Origin of the sequence: Hymenobacter psychrotolerans DSM 18569, assembly GCF_900142395.1 — a bacterium.
Classification (GTDB): Bacteria; Bacteroidota; Bacteroidia; order Cytophagales; family Hymenobacteraceae; genus Hymenobacter; species Hymenobacter psychrotolerans.
In genome coordinates, this window is the sequence record NZ_FRAS01000004.1 from 110680 (window position 1) to 128129 (window position 17450).

Below are 17450 nucleotides of genomic sequence, written 5' to 3' on the forward strand. Positions count from 1 at the left end.
AGCTAATTGATTTAATCAATGCTGGTTGGTTTCCACCTGACTCAGAAGTATGATCAAATCTAACCTTCACGCCGCTTGCCTTGCCTACGTGCAGGAACGCATCGACGCCTGTCAGGCCGCTATTCAGGCAGCGCAGGAGTCGGCGAATAGCGAAACCAAGAGCAGCGCCGGCGACAAGTACGAAACCGGCCGCGCTATGGCCCAGAACGAGCGGGACCGAAACGCCGTGCAGCTTCAGCAGGCCCGGCAGCTGCTCGGCGAGCTGCAGCGCATCAACCCCGAGCTGCCCTGCGACGCGGTGCGGCCCGGCGCCCTGGTGCGGACCAGTATGGGCGTTTTTTACCTGGGTATCAGTGCCGGCAAGCTGACCGTGGAAGGACAAGACTACTTTGCCGTGTCGGCGGCGGCTCCGGTAGCAGTGGCGCTGGCCGGGAAGCGGGCCGGCGAAGAAGCGGTGTTTAACGGCAGGAAAATCCGGGTGGAAGCCGTGGAATAGTGCCTAAAGCCGCGGCAGCAGGTTCGGCAGCCCCCGGATGTTGAGGCGCACGAAATTGCGGACCCGCTCAAATCGGGCCGCGTTTTCCTCCAGCTCCTCGTCCTTGTCCAGCTTGCCGGGGCGGTGCGTATCGAGCAGGCCGAAGACGGTGGCGGCAATGTCCATGTAGCCCAGTATCAGCAGCAGCAGCTGTTTCTTCTCGTCTTCCTCATAGCTTTTCTGCCGCACGGCTTTCACCAGACTGTCGAGCTGGGTGGTTTCATCCACGTACAGGTCGCGCAATAGGCGGCGCTGCTGCTCGTACTCAAACAGCTGCTGCGGGTCTATACTGCTCGCCGAAAACGGAAACGTCGTTGTGAAAGCCGTAGCTGCCCGAAACTCCTTTTCGGCCGCATAAATGGTAGTCAGATGCTTTTGCAGGCTGCCCCACAGACCGGTGCGGGCTTTTTCGAAGGCGGCGGATGATACGGGACTGGACACAGCAAACGGAATAGCAGGAATGCACAAAGTACGGGGATTCTGGTCCGGAAGTCGATGCGTACCGCTGGCTTATTGACGAGGCCCTTGCTTACTGCTCCGCTATTTAACTTCTTTGAAGCGAGCTATTGGTGCCCATGGCTACGCAGATCATACGGATTCAGTACTAGTGGGCCTGCTCATACACTGTTGATTAGTTGCTTGCTATGCCTTTTTATCTTTCTCCTGTACGCTTCGAGGCCGGGCAGCCTCGTGTCAACTTTTGGGCCCTGGCCGGTTGGGTAACGGTGGTTAACAGCATCATTATAGCCGTGGTGTACTTCTCAGGGCTTACGCATCAAATTTAGGGAGCCGTTGCCCGGCCGTTTTGGCGGGCGCAGGTTAGAAGTTGGGTCATATAGGTATCGTTCCAGCCCGCGTTTCGTCGTCGGGCCCGAAGACTTCCAGGTTGGTGTTTTCCTTGCTGCAGGAGGTTGAAAGCCAGCTTGCGTAAAACAGCAAAGTTGCGGGTCGCTACCTGGTCGCGACTGCGGGCCTCATCCTCGCGAAAGACGACATCCAGTACCCAATGCAGGCTGTTTTCGATGGCCCAATGGCGACGGATGGCTTGGATGAGCACGGCGGGGGCATCGGGACAACTGCTTAGGTAGTAGCGCCACTCGACGTGCGTGCCTGGCTGGTGCTGCACCTGCCGAATGGTTTCGACCGCGATGACGGCCCGCAAGCCGGGCCAGGTGCGCAATCCGGCCAATTCCTCGCCCAGCGGCAGCACCCAGGCCCGGCGGCGTACCCAACGGCCGTGACGGCGGTCAAAGGCATCGTAGTCAGCGGGGTACTCTGCCCAACGCTCGACGCAACTCCGCTGACAATAGGTTTTGACGGCCTGGTAATAGCGTCCTTGGTTGCCTTTCAGGGCAAAAATATAATCCGCCTGCTGGGCAAGTAGTTGCTGGGCAATGGCCCGCTGGCAACCCAGCGCATCGACTGTAACAATCGTATTGGCAAGCTGCAGGCCACTGATTAACACTGGTATAGCAGCTAACTCCTGCCCTTTACCTAGCACGCCTACTTGCCCCAGGCTCAGGCCTTGCTCGGTGGCAAACGCGCTGACGACGTGCAGCGGGCCCTGGGCCCGTCCCCGGTCAAAGGAGCGGCGCACCGTCTTGCCGTCGATGGCCACGACCTCGCGGGGCAGGGGTGGGGCGGTGGTGGCCATCCACTGCCGAAAGCACTGTTCGAGCAGCTGCGGGTCGAGCAGGGAGAATACGCGCCGAAACGTGTCGTGCGAAGGAATTCCGTTGGGCAAATCCAGAAACGTAGCCAGCCACGGCTGCTTCAACTGGCCGTAGTGGGCGATGTCCACCCACGTTTCGGCTCCGGCCACGACGGCACAGATAGCCATGACGAGCACATCGCGCAGTCGGTGTCGGGTGCGCCCCGTGCAACGCGGGTCTGGAAGGGTGGCGAAAGAAGTAAGGAGTTGGCTGAACATGAAGAACTTGACAATGTCTGAAAAGACAAAGGTCAGCCCTCAACATGTCGCCCTAAGTTTGATGCGTAAGCCCTGGTGTACTTCTACTCTCGCCCTACCCCAAGCCGACTACTCCGGCATCCGGCAGGCGTACGGTTAAATGAAGTGACTTTACGTTCGGTAGCAGCCGATGAAATGAATTCCTCCACGGTGGAAGTGTTGGCCGTGGGAGATACGGTTGATGTATTAGCAATCCAACCCGGTGGCTGGTGCCGGGTGACGCTACCTCAAATTGGTGGTCGGGGAGGCACGGGCTACATCCAACGCAAATACCTGAGCCTTGCTGATTCTACCGTAGCAGCTTTGCAGCGGTAGCTGAATCGGTACGTGAAAGCAAGTTAGCGGGCTGCGTTAGACGCATCAGGCCTGACTCCGAGCAAGTACTAAACCCACAAAACGGCGAAATAGGCGCCTGCCTAGGGCCAACCCGAACTTCACCGTACTTTTGCTAGCTACTGCCGCGCTATTCCCACTTCGGTCCTTTCCATCCTGCATGCCTTCTGAATTCCCTAAACGCGTCACGCTGCTCGGCTCCACCGGTTCCATTGGCACACAGGCGCTTGATGTTATCCGTAGCCAGCCCGGCCGCTTCACCGTGGCGGCATTGTCGGCGCAGTCCAATGCCGAGCTGCTGGTGCAGCAGGCCCGTGAGTTTCGGCCCGCGGCCGTCGTCATCGGCGACGAAAGCAAATACGAAGCGGTAAAAGCTGCCCTGGCCTCGCAGCCCGAAACCGAAGTGCTGGCGGGTGCCGCCGCCCTCGCCGACGTAGCCGGCCGGCCCGATTCCGACATTGTGCTGACGGCTATGGTAGGCTACGCCGGGCTGCTGCCCACCGTGCGCGCCATCCGGGCCGGCAAAGACATAGCGCTGGCCAACAAGGAAACGCTGGTAGTAGCCGGCCAGCTCATCACCGATTTGGTACGCCAGCACAACGTGCGGCTATTGCCCGTCGATTCGGAGCACTCGGCCATTTTTCAGTGCCTGGTAGGCGAGGAGCAGAATCCGATTGAGAAAATCATCCTGACGGCATCCGGCGGGCCGTTCCGGGGCCGCAGCCGCGCCCAGCTCGCCGACGTTACGAAGGCCCAGGCCCTCAAGCACCCGAACTGGGACATGGGCGCCAAAATCACCATCGACTCGGCTTCGCTGATGAACAAAGGGCTGGAGGTGATTGAGGCCAAATGGCTGTTTGGGCTGCGCAATGAGCAGATTGAGGTGGTCGTGCATCCGCAGAGCATTATTCACTCGCTGGTGCAGTTTGAGGATGGCTCCCTGAAGGCCCAACTGGGGCTGCCCGACATGAAGCTGCCGATTCAGTACGCACTGGGCTACCCGCAGCGCCTGCCCAACGAGTTTCCGCGCTTCTCTTTCCTTGATTACCCGCAGCTCACTTTCGAGCAGCCCGACCTGGGCGCTTTCCGCAACCTGGCCCTGGCTTTCGCGGCCATGCAGCAGGCTGGCAACGCGCCCTGCGTCCTCAATGCGGCCAACGAAGTAGCCGTGGCCGCGTTCCTGCGCGATGAGGTAGGTTTTCTGCAAATGTCGGACGTGGTAGAGGAGTGCCTGAGCCGGGTTTCGTACCTTGCCAATCCGTCGCTCGACGACTATGTGCTTACTGACAAGGAGACACGCCGCATTGCGCAGGAACAGCTGGCGCGGTTGTAGCTGTTTGGGCAGGGGCCGCAACCCGGTCTGAGCTTTCGGTACTCTATTACCTGTTCACCCCATTATCACCAAATCACCTTCCTTTGGAAATTCTCATCATGGCCGGGCAAATGCTGCTGGGCCTTTCCATACTAGTCGGCATTCACGAGTTTGGGCACTTTGCCGCCGCCAAATACTTCAAAATCAGGGTCGATAAGTTTTACATCTTCTTCGACTTTCTGTTCCCGATGCCCGGCGTGCTCAATTTCGCGCTGCTGAAAAAGAAAATCGGCGAGACGGAATACGGTCTGGGCTGGTTTCCGCTGGGTGGCTACGTAGCCATTCACGGCATGATCGACGAAACCCAGGACGCCGACAGCCTCGCCGCAGAGCCGCAGCCCAACGAGTTTCGGGCCAAACCGGCCTGGCAGCGCCTGATTGTGATGCTGGGCGGCGTCATCATGAACGTCATTACCGGCATCGTCATCTTCACCATGCTCACCTACACGCAGGGGGAGAGCTATCTGCCGGCCTCGGAGGTGCGCTACGGCATCCTGCCCAATAAGCTGGGTGAGGAAATCGGCTTCCGTACCGGCGACAAAATCGTGAAAATCAACGGCCGGCCCTTCACCGAGTTCAACGACGTGTACGACCCCGAGGTGATGATGGGCTCTAACTCCTATTACACTGTGGAGCGCCAGGGCCAGTTGGTAGATGTGCCGGTGCCGGCCAACTTCATCGACCGGCTTTCGGAGCAGGGACAGCAGCGGTTTGTGTTGCCGCGCAACCCGTTTGCCGTGAAATCGGTGAATGCCGGCAGCCCCGCCGAAAAAGGCGGCCTGCTGCCCGACGACCGGATTGTGCAGCTCAACGCAAAGAAGGTAGAGTTCTTCCCGGAGTTTCAGAATGAGTTGCTGGCCAATGCCGGCAAACCCGTGAAACTGGTGGTGGAGCGCGGCGGCGAGCTGAAAACGCTGGCCATTACCGTGGACGATGACGGCAAGCTGGGCTTCTTCCCCAAGTCGTTGCTGCGCGAGTCGGTGCGCCATTATTCCTTCGCGCAGTCCATTCCGGTTGGCACGAGCAAGGCCTTCGGCGTCATCACCAACCAGATTACGGCTTTCGGCAAGATATTCAAAGGCGAGGCTTCCTTCCGCAAATCAGTAGGCGGCCCGCTGGAAATAGCCCAGCAATACGGCCCTACCTGGGACTGGGTGTGGTTCTGGACCATGACCGGCTTGCTCTCGATGGTGCTGGCCTTCATGAACCTGCTGCCCATTCCGGCTCTAGATGGTGGCCACGTGGTATTCCTGCTCTACGAAATGATAGCCGGCCGCAAACCCTCCGACAAATTCCTGGAGAATGCGCAGAAAGTGGGCATGATGCTGCTGCTTTCCTTGATGGCGTTTGTGATAATCATCAACCCGCTGCTTAAGAAGCTCGGGATATAAGCTTAGCATTACAAAGCGCGGCTGCGGCCTGCCCTGGAGCAGGATGCAGCCGCGCTTATTGTTTTTTCGGAACTTGCCGTTCGAATCCCCTCTTTCTCCCTTACCATGAGTACTCTCCTGGATGAGCAAAAAGCGCAACTGTTTCAGCACACGGAACAGCTGCTTCACCAGCAAGGCTTTACTATCAGCAACCAGGACCAGACGCGGCCCTGGGGTGGTTTTTTCGTGATTGACGAAACCCAGGCGCAGGCTTTTGCCGATGCGTATTTCGACAATATGTCGGTGGACGAGCTGCGCATTTCGGGGAAGCTGAGTCCGAAAATTCTGCTGGTAGCCCCCGAAAAGCGTCTTTCCTGGCAGTACCATCACCGCCGCGCCGAAATCTGGCGCGTGGTGCAGGGGCCGGTGGGCGTCGTGACCAGCCCTACTGATGAGGAAGCAGAAGTGAAAACCTATCAGCCCGGCGAGCTGATTACGCTGCAGCAGGGTGAGCGGCACCGCCTCGTGGGCCTTGGTGGCTGGGGCGTGCTGGCCGAAATCTGGCAGCATACGGACGCCGCCAACCCATCCGATGAAGACGACATTGTGCGCGTGCAGGACGACTTCGGCCGGTAGTCTACACAGCTAAGACTTGGTACAGGCACAAAAAAGCCCTGACCGCAAAGTCAGGGCTTTTTTGTGAGAGTTAGTCAGCTACGCCAATGCCTTGCGCAGTGCCTCTAGCAAGGTAGCAACACCAGCCTCTTCGCCAGCGGTGCCCAGGTGCACGCGCAAGGTGCGGCGGTTGTAATCGTGCAGGGCCTGCAGGTCGCCGGCGGCCTGGGCGTTCTGGAACGTGCCGAATGTGTAGGGACGGCCGGGCAGCGGCAGGTCCTGCGCATGGTCGGTGGTGAGCTGCAGGAACAGGCCGGTGTCGGGGCCGCCCTTGTGGTACTGGCCGGTGGAATGCAGGAAGCGCGGACCGTAGCCGGAGGCCGTGGCAATGTGCTTCTGCTGCTGCACCAAGGCCCGGAGCTCATCTAGTTCCTGGTTGACAGCCGGCGTTTCCTGCAGATAAGCCTGAATGCAGAGGAAGTCGCCGGCTTTGGCCTGCCCGAAGAAATTACGCAGCACCTCCGTCGCATCGGCGCCCGAAACGCTGGTATAGTAGTCGAGGCCGTTTTCCTGCAGCACGGGGCTGCTGGTTTGGGGCAGCGCACCTTTCTCTACCACCACCTTCATCAACTGGTCGGTGGCGGTTTTGGCGGCCTGTACGTTGGGCTGGTCGAACGGATTAATTTCGAGCACAGCACTGGCCACGGCCGTGGCTACTTCCCAGCGGAAAAACTCCTGGCCCAGGTCCAGCGCATCGCGCAGCAGAATCGTGACAACGGGGTGCCCGGCGGCCTGCAGGGCGGCTACTTTCGCGCGGTTATCGGCATCGGGCTGGCTTTCGTAGCCTACATACACGAACACCCGGTCCTGGCCGTACACCTGCGGGCTGTTCAGCGGGTCGCCGGCCAGCGGCAGGATGCCTTTGCCTTCTTTGCCGGTGCTTTCGGCCACCAGCTGCTCCAGCCACAGGCCAAAGTCGCTGAGGCCGGCAGGTACCACCAGCGTCAGCTTGTCGCGGCCCTGCTGGGCCAGCACACCCAGCGCCACGCCCAGCTCCAGGCCAGGATTCTGCGCTACTTCGCCTTCGGAGCCGGTGGCGCGCATCATGCCAATGGCGCGCTCCAGCAAGGTTTTGATGTCGATGCCGTACAGCGCGGCCGGTACTAGGCCAAAGTAGGAGAGGGCCGAGAAGCGGCCGCCCACTTCGGCAAAGTTCAGGAAGATGCGGCGGTAACCTTCGGCCGTGGCCTGCGTCACGAACTTGGAGCCCGGGTCAGTAATAGCCACGAAGTTCTCACCGGCCTTGTCGCCTTTCAGCTCTTTCAGGCGGGCGTAGAAATAGTCACCGAAGGCCAGTGGCTCGGCCGTAGTGCCCGATTTGCTGGCTACGACAAACAGCGTTTCGGCCAGCGGTACCGATGCCTCTACCTCGCGCACAGTGGCCGGGTTGGTGGTATCCAGCACCGAAAGCGGCAAGCCATCCGCGGCTTTCTCAAAGGCCTGTTTAAACACAATCGGGGTCATGGTGCTGCCGCCCATCCCCATTACCACTACGTGCTGAAAGCCGGCGGCCTTCACTTCGCGGGCAAATTCCTCGATTTCAGGAACACGCGGCAGCATGGTTTCGGCCACGCGGAGCCAGCCCATGAAGCTGCGTAGGCTCTGCTGAGCGGTTGCGTCCTGCACCCACAGGTCGGCTTGCTTCTGCCAGAAGCCGGCGGTGAAGTTTTTGGCGTTGAATTCCTGTAGCTTGGCGTCAACGGCGGACTGGTAGGAGACCAGCTGCATGGTCATGTCCGGAATGGAGGTAGTTGCTTCAGAAGCCATAGAATACTGGTGAAAAGGTGTGTCAGGAAACGGGCGCCCGGAGCACTGGCCACAGCACGGGGCCGAGGCCAGTACGCAAAAAGGCGCGCGGCAAAGGTAAAGAAGCAGACTACTTTTGTGGCAGGCCCGGTGGAAGGGCCCGGTTTGGGGTTCGGGAATCTTCTGCGCACACGCGGCCTTATAGCTGCTGACCAGTATGAAGGCCTAAGCGCGGCACTGCTGCGTAACGGCACGATTATCGTTTCGGCCTGGACTTCTCTTACGCATTGCTTTATGTTTCGCAAGACGCTTCTGCTTTCCTTTCTGCTGCTGGCCTCGCTCGTAGCGTGGGCGCACGCCTACCACGCCAGCATCATGGATGTGCGCTACAACCCGGCCAAACAGCAGCTGGAAGTAGCCCTGAAAGTATTTACCGACGACTTCGAGAAGGCGCTGTCTGAGGGCCAGCCCACGGCCATCAGCCTCGACCAGTCGCCGAAGCCGCTCGTGACGCAGCTGACCACGGCCCTGCTGCGCCGCTCCCTGGTGTTCAGCACCAAGCCTGGCGAAACGCTGCCGCTGCAGTTTTTGGGCATGCAGAAGGAGCGCGACGCCCATTGGCTGTACTGCACCCTGAAAGTGGCGCGGCCCCTTACCGGCTTCTCGCTGCGCAACTCGCTGCTCTCCGACATCTTCTCCGACCAGATGAATATCGTGAACGTGGAGGCTGGCGGCAAAAAGCAAAGCCAGCTCTTCCGCGACGGAGAAGAAACTCAGAAACTGAGCTGGTAAATTGACGGGCGACCCAATGCAAAAGCGCCTGCTACTTGTGGTAGCAGGCGCTTTTTGGTGAACTAGCCCCGGCTGGCAGCTTATTTCCAGTCGGCCCCGCCGGCGTCTTTCTTCTCGTCGTCGGGCTTGATGAGGCGGAACTCTACGCGGCGGTTGGTTTTGGCGTCTTCCGGCGTTACTTCCTCCTTCAGCGGCTTGGTAGAGCCATAGCCGAAGCTCTCAATGCGGTTGGGCTTGAGCTTGCCCTTGGTTTCAATGTACTTGCGGATAGCCTCGGCCCGGTCCTGCGAAAGCCGCTCGTTGAAGTCCGGGTCGCCCTTGGAATCGGTGTGGCCCGTGATGCTGAGCCGGAACGTCGGGTGGTCGACCATGAACAGCGCAATCCGGTCCAGAATAGGCTGCATGGAGGTCCGGATGTGCGACTTGTCCTGGTCGAACTCGATATTCTGGAAAATGAGCGGCAGGCCGTAGTCGATGGAGTTGGTCATGAGCTTCATCACCGTGTCGCCCTTCAGCTCAAACTTCTTTTCCACGCTGAAGAAGTCCGGGCTCTGAATGATCATGACGTAGTGCGAGCCGTCAATCAAGTCAAAGTCGAACGAGCCGTCGGGGCGCAGGTACTTGGCCGCCACCTCGATGCCGTTGTCGGTATCCACGATGGTGACGATGCCCCCCAGCGGCTTCTGGCTCACGGAGTCCACGAGTGTGCCTTCTACGTGCGTGGTGGCCAGGGGCTGGGCTTCCATGGGCAGCGGGAACGAGTAGAGGTCCAGGTTTTTCATGTCCTTTTCCTCGGAGCGCGCATAATACAGGTCCTTCGATTCGGCATCGATGGTGAAATAGTACTCCGAGCCCTTGCCATTCACCAGCGGCCCGATGTTCTTGGGCTCCTGCCAGCGGCCCTGCACGCGGTAGGTTTTGTAGATGTCGAAGTCGCCGTAGTTGAGCAGCTGCCCGCGTGAGCTGAAATACAGTACGTTGTAGAGCGGGTGGAAAAAGGGGCTCACCTCACTTTCGCGCGTGTTCACCACCGGGCCCATGTTTTCGGCCTTGGCCCACTGCCCGTTTTTGCCGCGGTAGGTGTACCAGATATCCGACAGGCCGAAGCCGCCGAGCCGGTCAGAAGCGAAGTACAGCGTGTCCTCGTTGCGCGAAAGAGTCGGCTGCGAGTCCCAGGCCGAGGAATTTACCTGCGTACCCAGGCTCTTGGGCACCGACCACTGGCCGTCCTGAAACGTGGACGTGAACAGGTCGCAGTTGCCGTGGCAGCTGGGGCACTCGCAGCGGGCGAAATAGATGGTTTTGCCGTCGCGGGTGAAGCAGGCCGAGCCTTCGTTATAGGGCGAGTTGATGGGCTTGGGCAGCGGCTCGGCGTCGGTCCACAGGTCGCCGTCCTTGCGCGACACGTACAGGTCTTCGTCTACTACCTGCTTGATGCCGCCGCGCACTTTGCGCTTCGACGAGAACAGCAGCATGCTGGCATCGGGGTTCAACGTGGGACCATAATCCTCAGCCTGGGAATTGATGGCGTCGCCCATAGTGGTCAACACACCCTTCGGCGGCCGGAACGCCACAATATTTTTGCGGTACTCCACCAGCTCGTAATACACCTTGAGCGGCACGTAGAGGTCGGCGGTTTTTTGCTCCAGAGAGTCGTAGTAGAGCTGAATTTTCCTGACGTCCTGGCGGTGGTGCTTCAGGGCAAGGCGGTAGTAGGCCTTGGCGCGCTCCTCGTTGCCGGCCTTCTCCCAGAGCTGCGCCAGCCGCCACAGCATCGGCGTGTTCTTGTAGAAATTCTCGATGCCGAACTTGCCCACGTAGGCATCCAGCAAGGCCCGGGCCTGGTTCCAGTTCCTGCGCTTCTCGGCCTTCTGAATGGCTTTCAACTCCTTCTTATTCTGATAGAATGCCACCCGGTTGATATTCGGGAACGTAGGCGTGGCGTCGGGGCGCAGGCGCAGCTGGCGCACGGAGCGGGTAGTAAGCTTGCGCTGGCGCAGCGGCGCGCCGGGCTTTTGCTGGGCCCGCAGAACCAGTGGAAGCAGGACCAGTAGGAGCAGGAATAATGAACGTAACGAGGAAAGCATAGCGCACTAGAACACCGAAGCCGGCCGGGGCGGCACGGGACGTCAAAAATAGGAATTTTCAGGTATCCGCGGCTATATGGAGGCGGCCTGCCGGAGTGGCCGGCTGCTGTGCCTCCCTGACCGATACCCGCGGCCGAAGGTTGCAACGGAGCGAGGTGGCACGGCGCTTGTCAAACCCCTATCTTCGGAAGTGCGCCCGGTTCGGGCCGGGCTGTTGGCCGCGAGTCTGTCATTCTGGCACCGACTTCCGCTTTTTCGCCCTGCTCCTCGTATATGCCTTCTATCCCTGCTGCCTTTTCTGCGCCCTTCCTGCTGATGACCGACGATTCTGCCGAAGTAGTATCCATTGTAGCCACCGACCCCGACCAGCCCCTCGACCCAAACGATGCGCCCGAGACGCTGCCGCTGCTGCCAGTGCGCAACACGGTGCTGTTTCCGGGAGTGGTGCTGCCCGTCACGGTGACGCGCAAGAAAAGCATCCGGCTGGTGCGCAAAGCCTACCGCGGCAACAAGATTGTGGGCGTGGTGGCGCAGAAAAACAACCAGCACGACGACCCCTCCCTCGCCGACCTCTACCAGGTAGGCACGATGGCCAAGATTCTGAAGCTGCTGGTGCTGCCCGACGGCAACACCACCATCATCATTCAGGGCCAGTCGCGCTTCCAGATTGAAGAGGCGCTGCAGCATACGCCCTACCTCACGGCCCGCGTGAGCTATGCCCCGGAGGTGTTTCCCAACAAAAACTCCAAGGAAACCAAAGCCCTGGTGGCCTCGCTGAAAGATGCGGCCGTCAGAATGCTCAAGCTGAACCCCGAAATTCCGCAGGAAGCCCAGGTAGCCCTCGACAACATCGAGTCGCCCTCGTTCCTGACGCATTTCCTCAGCTCCAACATCAATGTGGAAGTAGGACAGAAGCAGAAGCTGCTCGAAATCAACGATGGGGTAGAGCGCGGCACCATGCTGCTGGAGCTGATGCTGAAGGAGATTCAGCACCTCGAAATTAAGCACGAAATCCACAACAAGGTCCACACCGACATCGACCAGCAGCAGCGCGACTATTTCCTGCGTCAGCAGATAAAAGTGCTGCAGGACGAGCTGGGCGGCGGCGACAGTCCGGACCAGGACATCGACAAGTTCCGGCAGCGGGCCAAGCAGAAGCAGTGGCCGGAGGCCGTGGCGCAGCACTTTGCCAAAGAGCTGGACAAGCTGAGCCGCGTGAACCCGCAGGCTGCCGAGTACCCGCTCAGCGTGAATTACGTGGAGTTTCTGCTGGATTTGCCGTGGGCCGAGTACACCAAGGACAACTTCAACCTGAAGCGCACCAAGAAAATCCTGGACGCCGACCACTACGGCATGGAAAAGGTAAAGGAGCGCATCATCGAGTACCTGGCCGTGCTCAAGCTGAAGCAGGACCTGAAAGCTCCGATTCTGTGCCTCTACGGGCCTCCCGGCGTGGGTAAAACCAGCCTGGGCCGCTCCATTGCGAAGGCGCTGGGCCGCAAATACGTGCGCATGAGCCTGGGCGGCGTGCGCGACGAAGCCGAAATCCGGGGGCACCGCAAAACCTACGTGGGCGCCATGCCGGGCCGCATCATCGCCCAGATCAAGAAAGCCGGCGCCTCCAACCCGGTCATCGTGCTCGACGAAATCGACAAGCTGGCTTCTGATTTCCGCGGCGACCCATCGTCGGCGCTGCTGGAGGTGCTGGACCCCGAGCAGAACTCCACCTTCACCGACAACTACCTGGAGGTAGAGTACGACCTGAGCAAGGTGCTGTTCATTGCCACCGCCAACTCGCTTGATACCATTCAGCCCGCCCTGCGCGACCGGATGGAAATCATTGACCTGACGGGCTACACGCTGGAAGAGAAAACCCAGATTGCCAAAAAGCACCTCTGGCCCAAGCTCCTCACCGACCACGGCCTGAGCCTCAAGGACGTGACCATCACGACGCCGGCCCTGCAGCGCGTGATTGACGACTACACCCGGGAAAGCGGCGTGCGCAGCCTGGAGCGCAAGCTCGGGGGCGTGGTGCGCAACATTGCCAAGAGCAAGGCGATGAAGGAGGAATACCCCGCCGCGCTGGAGCCCAAGGACATCACGCGCATCCTCGGGGCCGCCATTTTCGACCGGGACCAGTACCAGGACAACGAAACCGCCGGCGTAGTAACGGGCCTGGCCTGGACCAGCGTGGGCGGCGATATTCTGTTCATCGAAAGCCTGCTGAGCCGTGGCCGGGGCAAGCTCACGCTGTCGGGCCAGCTCGGCGACGTGATGAAGGAATCGGCCATTACGGCCCTGAGCTACCTGCGCAGCCGCGCCGACGAGCTGGACATCGACTACCGCCTCTTCGATCAGTACGACCTGCACATTCACTTCCCCGAAGGTGCCGTGCCCAAGGATGGCCCCAGCGCCGGCATTGCCATCTTCACCAGCATTGCGTCGGTGTTTACGCAGCGCAAAATCCGCAGCCACCTGGCCATGACCGGCGAAATCACGCTACGGGGCAAGGTGCTGCCGGTGGGCGGCATCAAGGAGAAGATTCTGGCCGCCAAGCGAGCCGGGGTGAAGGATGTGATTCTGTGCCAGAAAAACCGCAAGGACATCGAGGAAATCCAGCCAGAGTACATCAAGGACCTCACCATTCACTATGCCGACCGGGTAGATGACGTGCTGCGCGTGGCCCTGCTCGATGAGAAAGTGGCGCACCCCATGAAGCTGGTGGTGCGCGATGAAGCGCCCCTGGCCCCCGTGCCCAGCGTGGAAGTGCAGTAGGGCCTGCCACCGGTGGCAGCTGGCTCAGGTAGCGCCCGCGCCCATCCGCCACCGGTGGCGGACGGGTTTGGGCGAGCTGGGAGCCATCCGCCACCGGTGGCGGGTAGGTTCAGGAGCTCCCGCAGTGTATGGGCACCTGTGCCGGGCCCGTTCAGGCGCGCCGGGAAGCACCCGGCACCGGTGCCGGGTGGGTACGCGCGCAGCGAGCTGCCTGCACAATAAAACGCAGTTTCCGGCGTCTTATGCCCGCAACTACCTGCCAAACGCTGTATCTTAGTCCCCTATGCTTCGACTGTTACACTGCCGTACTATTGCCGCCGTATCTATTGCTCTGGGCTTAGGGGCTGCCCCGTCGGCTGTAGCCCAGATTGGCGGGCAGCAGGCGTTTTCGTTTCTGAATCTGCCGCCGGGCGCGAAAGTGGCCGGGCTGGGTGGTGTCAACGTCTCGGCCCGCAACTCCGACCCGACCATGATGCTCAGCAACCCCGCGCTGCTGAACGCCGACATGGAGGGCCGCCTCGCCCTCACCTTCGTCGATTATCTGGCCGACATCAAGCAGAGCACGGCCGCTTACGCCTTTAAGCCCAAGCAGGAAGACGCCAAAAACCGCCTCGGCATCTCGCTCACCTATCTCAACTATGGCGAGTTCGACCAGTACGACGCGGCCCAGAACCTGCTAGGTAAGTTCTCGGTGAATGAATACGCGGCCGGCCTCACCTATACCTACGTGCAGGGCCCGTTTACGCTGGGCGGCACCGGCCGGCTGGCGGTATCGGGCATCAGCGGCAACCATTCGGTGGGGCTGCTGGCCGATGTGGGCGCTTTGTTCAAGCACCCCGAGCAGGACTTTACGATTGGCCTGGCCGTGAAAAACGCGGGCTACCAGCTAAAGCCCTATGCCGGCGCCAGCCGGGAACCCATGCCGCTGGACGTGCAGATCGGGGCGACCATCAAGCCGGAGCACATGCCGTTGCGCTTCTCCATCACGGCCCACCATCTGCAGCAGCTCGACATCGTGTACCTCGACCCCAACCAGCGCGGCCAGCTCGATGAGAACGGGGACCCCATTGTGAAGAAAAAGACCCTCGGCGACAAGATTGCGCGGCATTTTGCGGTGGGCGGCGAGCTGCTGCTGGGCCAGAACCTGAGCGTGAACGTCGGCTACAACCACCTGCAGCGCCGCGAGCTGCGCCTGGAAAACACCGCCGGCGGCGCGGGTATTTCCTTCGGGGTCATGCTACGCATCAGCCAGTTTCAGCTTGATTACACGCACGCCGGTATGCATGCCAGCGGCGGCGCCAACTACTTCACCGTGGCGCGCAACCTCAACACGCTCTTTGTAAAAAAGCAGTAGCCGGCCCTCACGCGCCTGGCCTCTGCGAAAGCCGCCGTACCCATGCAGCCGAGCGGTGCTGCATGGCCTTTTGCTGCCTAACCTTTGTGGGGCCGCCGCAGTACCTTGGCTATCTTTATTTCCCTTGCCTCATGCTCGATTCCAAGACGTTTCTCACCCCGGCCCAGATTGTGGCCGAACTCGATAAGTACATCATCGGCCAGCACGACGCCAAGCGCCACGTGGCCATTGCGCTGCGCAACCGCTGGCGCCGCCTGCACGCCCCGCTGGAGATGCAGCGCGAAATTGTGCCCAACAACATCCTGATGATTGGCTCGACGGGCGTGGGCAAAACCGAAATTGCCCGCCGCCTCGCCGCCATTGCCGATGCCCCCTTCACCAAAGTAGAGGCCTCCAAATTCACGGAAGTAGGCTACGTGGGCCGCGACGTGGAAAGCATGGTGCGCGACTTGGTGGAGCAGTCCGTGAACCAGGTGAAGCAGCGCCGCAAGGAAGAGGTGAAAACCCAGGCCGCGCAGGCCGTAGAGGATCTGATCCTGGACGCCCTGATTCCGCCCGTGAGTGGTGGCGCCGGCCTGAAGTCCACGGCCGGCTTCAGCTCCAGCCCCGACAGCAGCGTCATGCCCGAGTCGGACTACGAGCTGAACGAACGCACGCGCGACAAATTCCGGGAGAAAATCCGCAGCGGCGAGCTGGACGAGCGCAAAATTGAGATTAAGGTGCAGCAGGGCTCCCCCGGCATTGGGCTGGTCGGTGGCGCGCCCGGCATGGACGAAGCCTCCATGGCCGGCCTGCAGGATATGCTGGGCTCGATGATGCCCAAGAAGACCCGCAAGCGCAAAGTCACCATTGCCGAGGCCCGCAAAATCCTGCTCGACGAAGAGGCCGCCAAGCTCATCGACATGGATGAGGTAAAGGATGAGGCCATCCGCAACGCCGAAAACGCCGGTATCATCTTCATCGACGAAATTGACAAGGTGGCCAGCCGCAGCGGCAAAGGCGGCGGTGGCCCCGATGTGAGCCGCGAAGGTGTGCAGCGCGACCTGCTGCCCATCGTGGAGGGTTCGGCGGTGAGCACCAAGTACGGCATCATCAACACCGACCACATTCTGTTCATTGCGGCCGGGGCCTTCCACGTCGCCAAACCCTCCGACCTGATTCCGGAGCTGCAGGGCCGCTTCCCGATTCGGGTAGAGCTGCAGAGCCTCACCAAGGACGACTTCTTCCGCATCCTGAAGGACCCCAAAAACGCCCTCACCAAGCAGTACGAAGCCCTGCTGCAGGCCGAGGACGTGGCCCTCAGCTTCGATGATACGGCGCTGGAACGGCTGGCCGAAATTGCGTTTGAGGTGAATTCGGAGGTGGAGAACATCGGGGCACGCCGCCTGCACACGGTCATGAGCCGCCTGCTGAACGATATTCTGTTCGATGTGCCCGACCTGATTGGCCCCAATGCGCAGATTCTCATTACGCGCGAGCTGGTGGATGAGCGGCTGCAGGGCATGATTCGCAACCCGGATTTGAGCCAGTACATTCTGTAGCTTATAAAGCCTGGGCAAGACAGAGTCATCTGTCCTCGATAACGCAAAAAGAAGCGGCGCAGGCCGCTTCTTTTTGCGTTATACCGTATCCATTCGGGAAGTATCTCCCCCAATTCTCTCTTCTGCTTATGCATTACTACATCATCACCGGAGCCAGCCGCGGACTGGGAAAAGCGCTGGCTGAAGGCCTGCTGCGTCAGCCCGGCACCAGCGTGCTGGGTGTGTCGCGCCATGCTACCATCGAGCACGAGCGGTACCAGCACCAGCCCCTCGACCTGTCAGATATGCTGGCCGTGCAAAACAACCTGTTCAAGGTATTTCCTGCCCGGCCCGACGCTGCCAGCATCACGCTCATCAACAATGCCGGTGTGCTGGGCGAAATCGGCTACGTTGGCGCCCTGCCGAATGAGCATTTCGAGTTCGTCTTCGATGTGAATGTTATTGCTCCGGCCATGCTTATGAACACCTTCCTGAGTGCCTACGGCAGCCAGACAGGTATTCCACGCACTGTTCTCAACATCAGCAGCGGAGCTGCCCAGCGCCCCGTTGATGGGTGGGCTGCCTACTGTGCTTCCAAAGCGGCCCTCAATGCGCTGTCGGCTACAACTCAAAAAGAGCAGGAGCTTCGTGGCTCCGGTATCCGAATCCGCAGCCTCGCGCCCGGTGTGCTGGATACAGCCATGCAGGAACACATTCGCACCGCCGCCGCTCAGGATTTCAGCGACATTGAGCGGTTTGCCAGCCTCAAGCAGCATGGCCAGCTAGTAGAGCCGGAGCACGCCGCCAATAAGATTATTGCGTGGCTGCAGCAGCCAGCGCCGGCAGGAGAGGATGTTGTGTTGCGGGTAACCGACTTGGAATAAAAAAGAAACCCCGGCCAATTTGGCCAGGGTTTCTTTTT

At 60.3% G+C, this 17450-nt stretch carries 13 protein-coding genes; 9 read left to right on the forward strand and 4 right to left on the reverse strand.

Translation table 11 applies throughout. The annotated features are described in order from the left end of the window. The first annotated feature begins 49 nt into the window (after nt 1-49). Nucleotides 50-496: a 3-oxoacyl-ACP synthase gene (locus BUE15_RS06035; RefSeq protein WP_073282137.1), complete on the forward strand. Its 447-nt coding sequence runs from the start codon at nt 50-52 to the stop codon at nt 494-496. 3 nt (nt 497-499) lie between these two features. On the opposite strand, the gene BUE15_RS06040 is transcribed toward BUE15_RS06035, so the two are convergent. After that, nucleotides 500-976, reverse strand: coding sequence for a hypothetical protein (locus BUE15_RS06040; protein WP_139252155.1), 477 nt, complete (start codon nt 974-976; stop codon nt 500-502). A 340-nt stretch (nt 977-1316) separates the two neighbouring features. Then, nucleotides 1317-2465 (reverse strand): ISAs1 family transposase, encoded by a 1149-nt coding sequence (locus BUE15_RS06045; protein ID WP_073282140.1) that lies wholly within the window; start codon nt 2463-2465, stop codon nt 1317-1319. Nucleotides 2466-2997: 532 nt separating this feature from the next. Here BUE15_RS06045 and BUE15_RS06050 point away from each other — a divergent pair. From BUE15_RS06050 to BUE15_RS06060, 3 genes are all read left to right on the forward strand, one after another. Next, entirely contained in the window at nt 2998-4170 is a 1173-nt protein-coding gene (locus tag BUE15_RS06050; protein ID WP_073282142.1) for a 1-deoxy-D-xylulose-5-phosphate reductoisomerase, read from the forward strand. Between the two features lie 83 nt (nt 4171-4253). After that, complete coding sequence (rseP, locus tag BUE15_RS06055; protein ID WP_073282144.1) at nt 4254-5600, forward strand: RIP metalloprotease RseP; 1347 nt, start codon at nt 4254-4256, stop codon at nt 5598-5600. Between the two features lie 105 nt (nt 5601-5705). Then, complete coding sequence (locus BUE15_RS06060; protein WP_084548859.1) at nt 5706-6215, forward strand: cupin domain-containing protein; 510 nt, start codon at nt 5706-5708, stop codon at nt 6213-6215. Nucleotides 6216-6293: 78 nt separating this feature from the next. Here BUE15_RS06060 and BUE15_RS06065 read toward each other — a convergent pair whose 3' ends face one another. Further along, nucleotides 6294-8021, reverse strand: coding sequence for a hypothetical protein (locus tag BUE15_RS06065; RefSeq protein ID WP_073282146.1), 1728 nt, complete (start codon nt 8019-8021; stop codon nt 6294-6296). 273 nt (nt 8022-8294) lie between these two features. Between BUE15_RS06065 and BUE15_RS06070 the strand changes: the two genes are divergently transcribed. Beyond that, nucleotides 8295-8792 carry a DUF6702 family protein gene (locus BUE15_RS06070; RefSeq protein ID WP_073282148.1) on the forward strand — a complete coding sequence of 166 codons (498 nt, stop codon included), beginning with the start codon at nt 8295-8297 and terminating at the stop codon, nt 8790-8792. A gap of 80 nt (nt 8793-8872) precedes the next feature. On the opposite strand, the gene BUE15_RS06075 is transcribed toward BUE15_RS06070, so the two are convergent. Next, nucleotides 8873-10879 carry an OmpA family protein gene (locus BUE15_RS06075; RefSeq protein WP_084548860.1) on the reverse strand — a complete coding sequence of 669 codons (2007 nt, stop codon included), beginning with the start codon at nt 10877-10879 and terminating at the stop codon, nt 8873-8875. A gap of 315 nt (nt 10880-11194) precedes the next feature. Between BUE15_RS06075 and lon the strand changes: the two genes are divergently transcribed. The 4 genes from lon to BUE15_RS06095 all read left to right on the forward strand — a co-directional run bounded on the left by lon (nt 11195) and on the right by BUE15_RS06095 (nt 17412). After that, entirely contained in the window at nt 11195-13654 is a 2460-nt protein-coding gene (lon, locus tag BUE15_RS06080) for an endopeptidase La (RefSeq protein WP_084548861.1), read from the forward strand. Between the two features lie 283 nt (nt 13655-13937). Further along, complete coding sequence (gene porQ / locus BUE15_RS06085; RefSeq protein WP_073282151.1) at nt 13938-15008, forward strand: type IX secretion system protein PorQ; 1071 nt, start codon at nt 13938-13940, stop codon at nt 15006-15008. Nucleotides 15009-15139: 131 nt separating this feature from the next. Continuing rightward, on the forward strand, nt 15140-16549 hold the full coding sequence (gene hslU, locus BUE15_RS06090) for an ATP-dependent protease ATPase subunit HslU (RefSeq protein WP_073282153.1): 1410 nt from the start codon (nt 15140-15142) through the stop codon (nt 16547-16549). A 128-nt stretch (nt 16550-16677) separates the two neighbouring features. Next, nucleotides 16678-17412, forward strand: coding sequence for an SDR family NAD(P)-dependent oxidoreductase (locus BUE15_RS06095; RefSeq protein WP_073282155.1), 735 nt, complete (start codon nt 16678-16680; stop codon nt 17410-17412). The last annotated feature ends 38 nt before the right edge of the window (nt 17413-17450 follow it).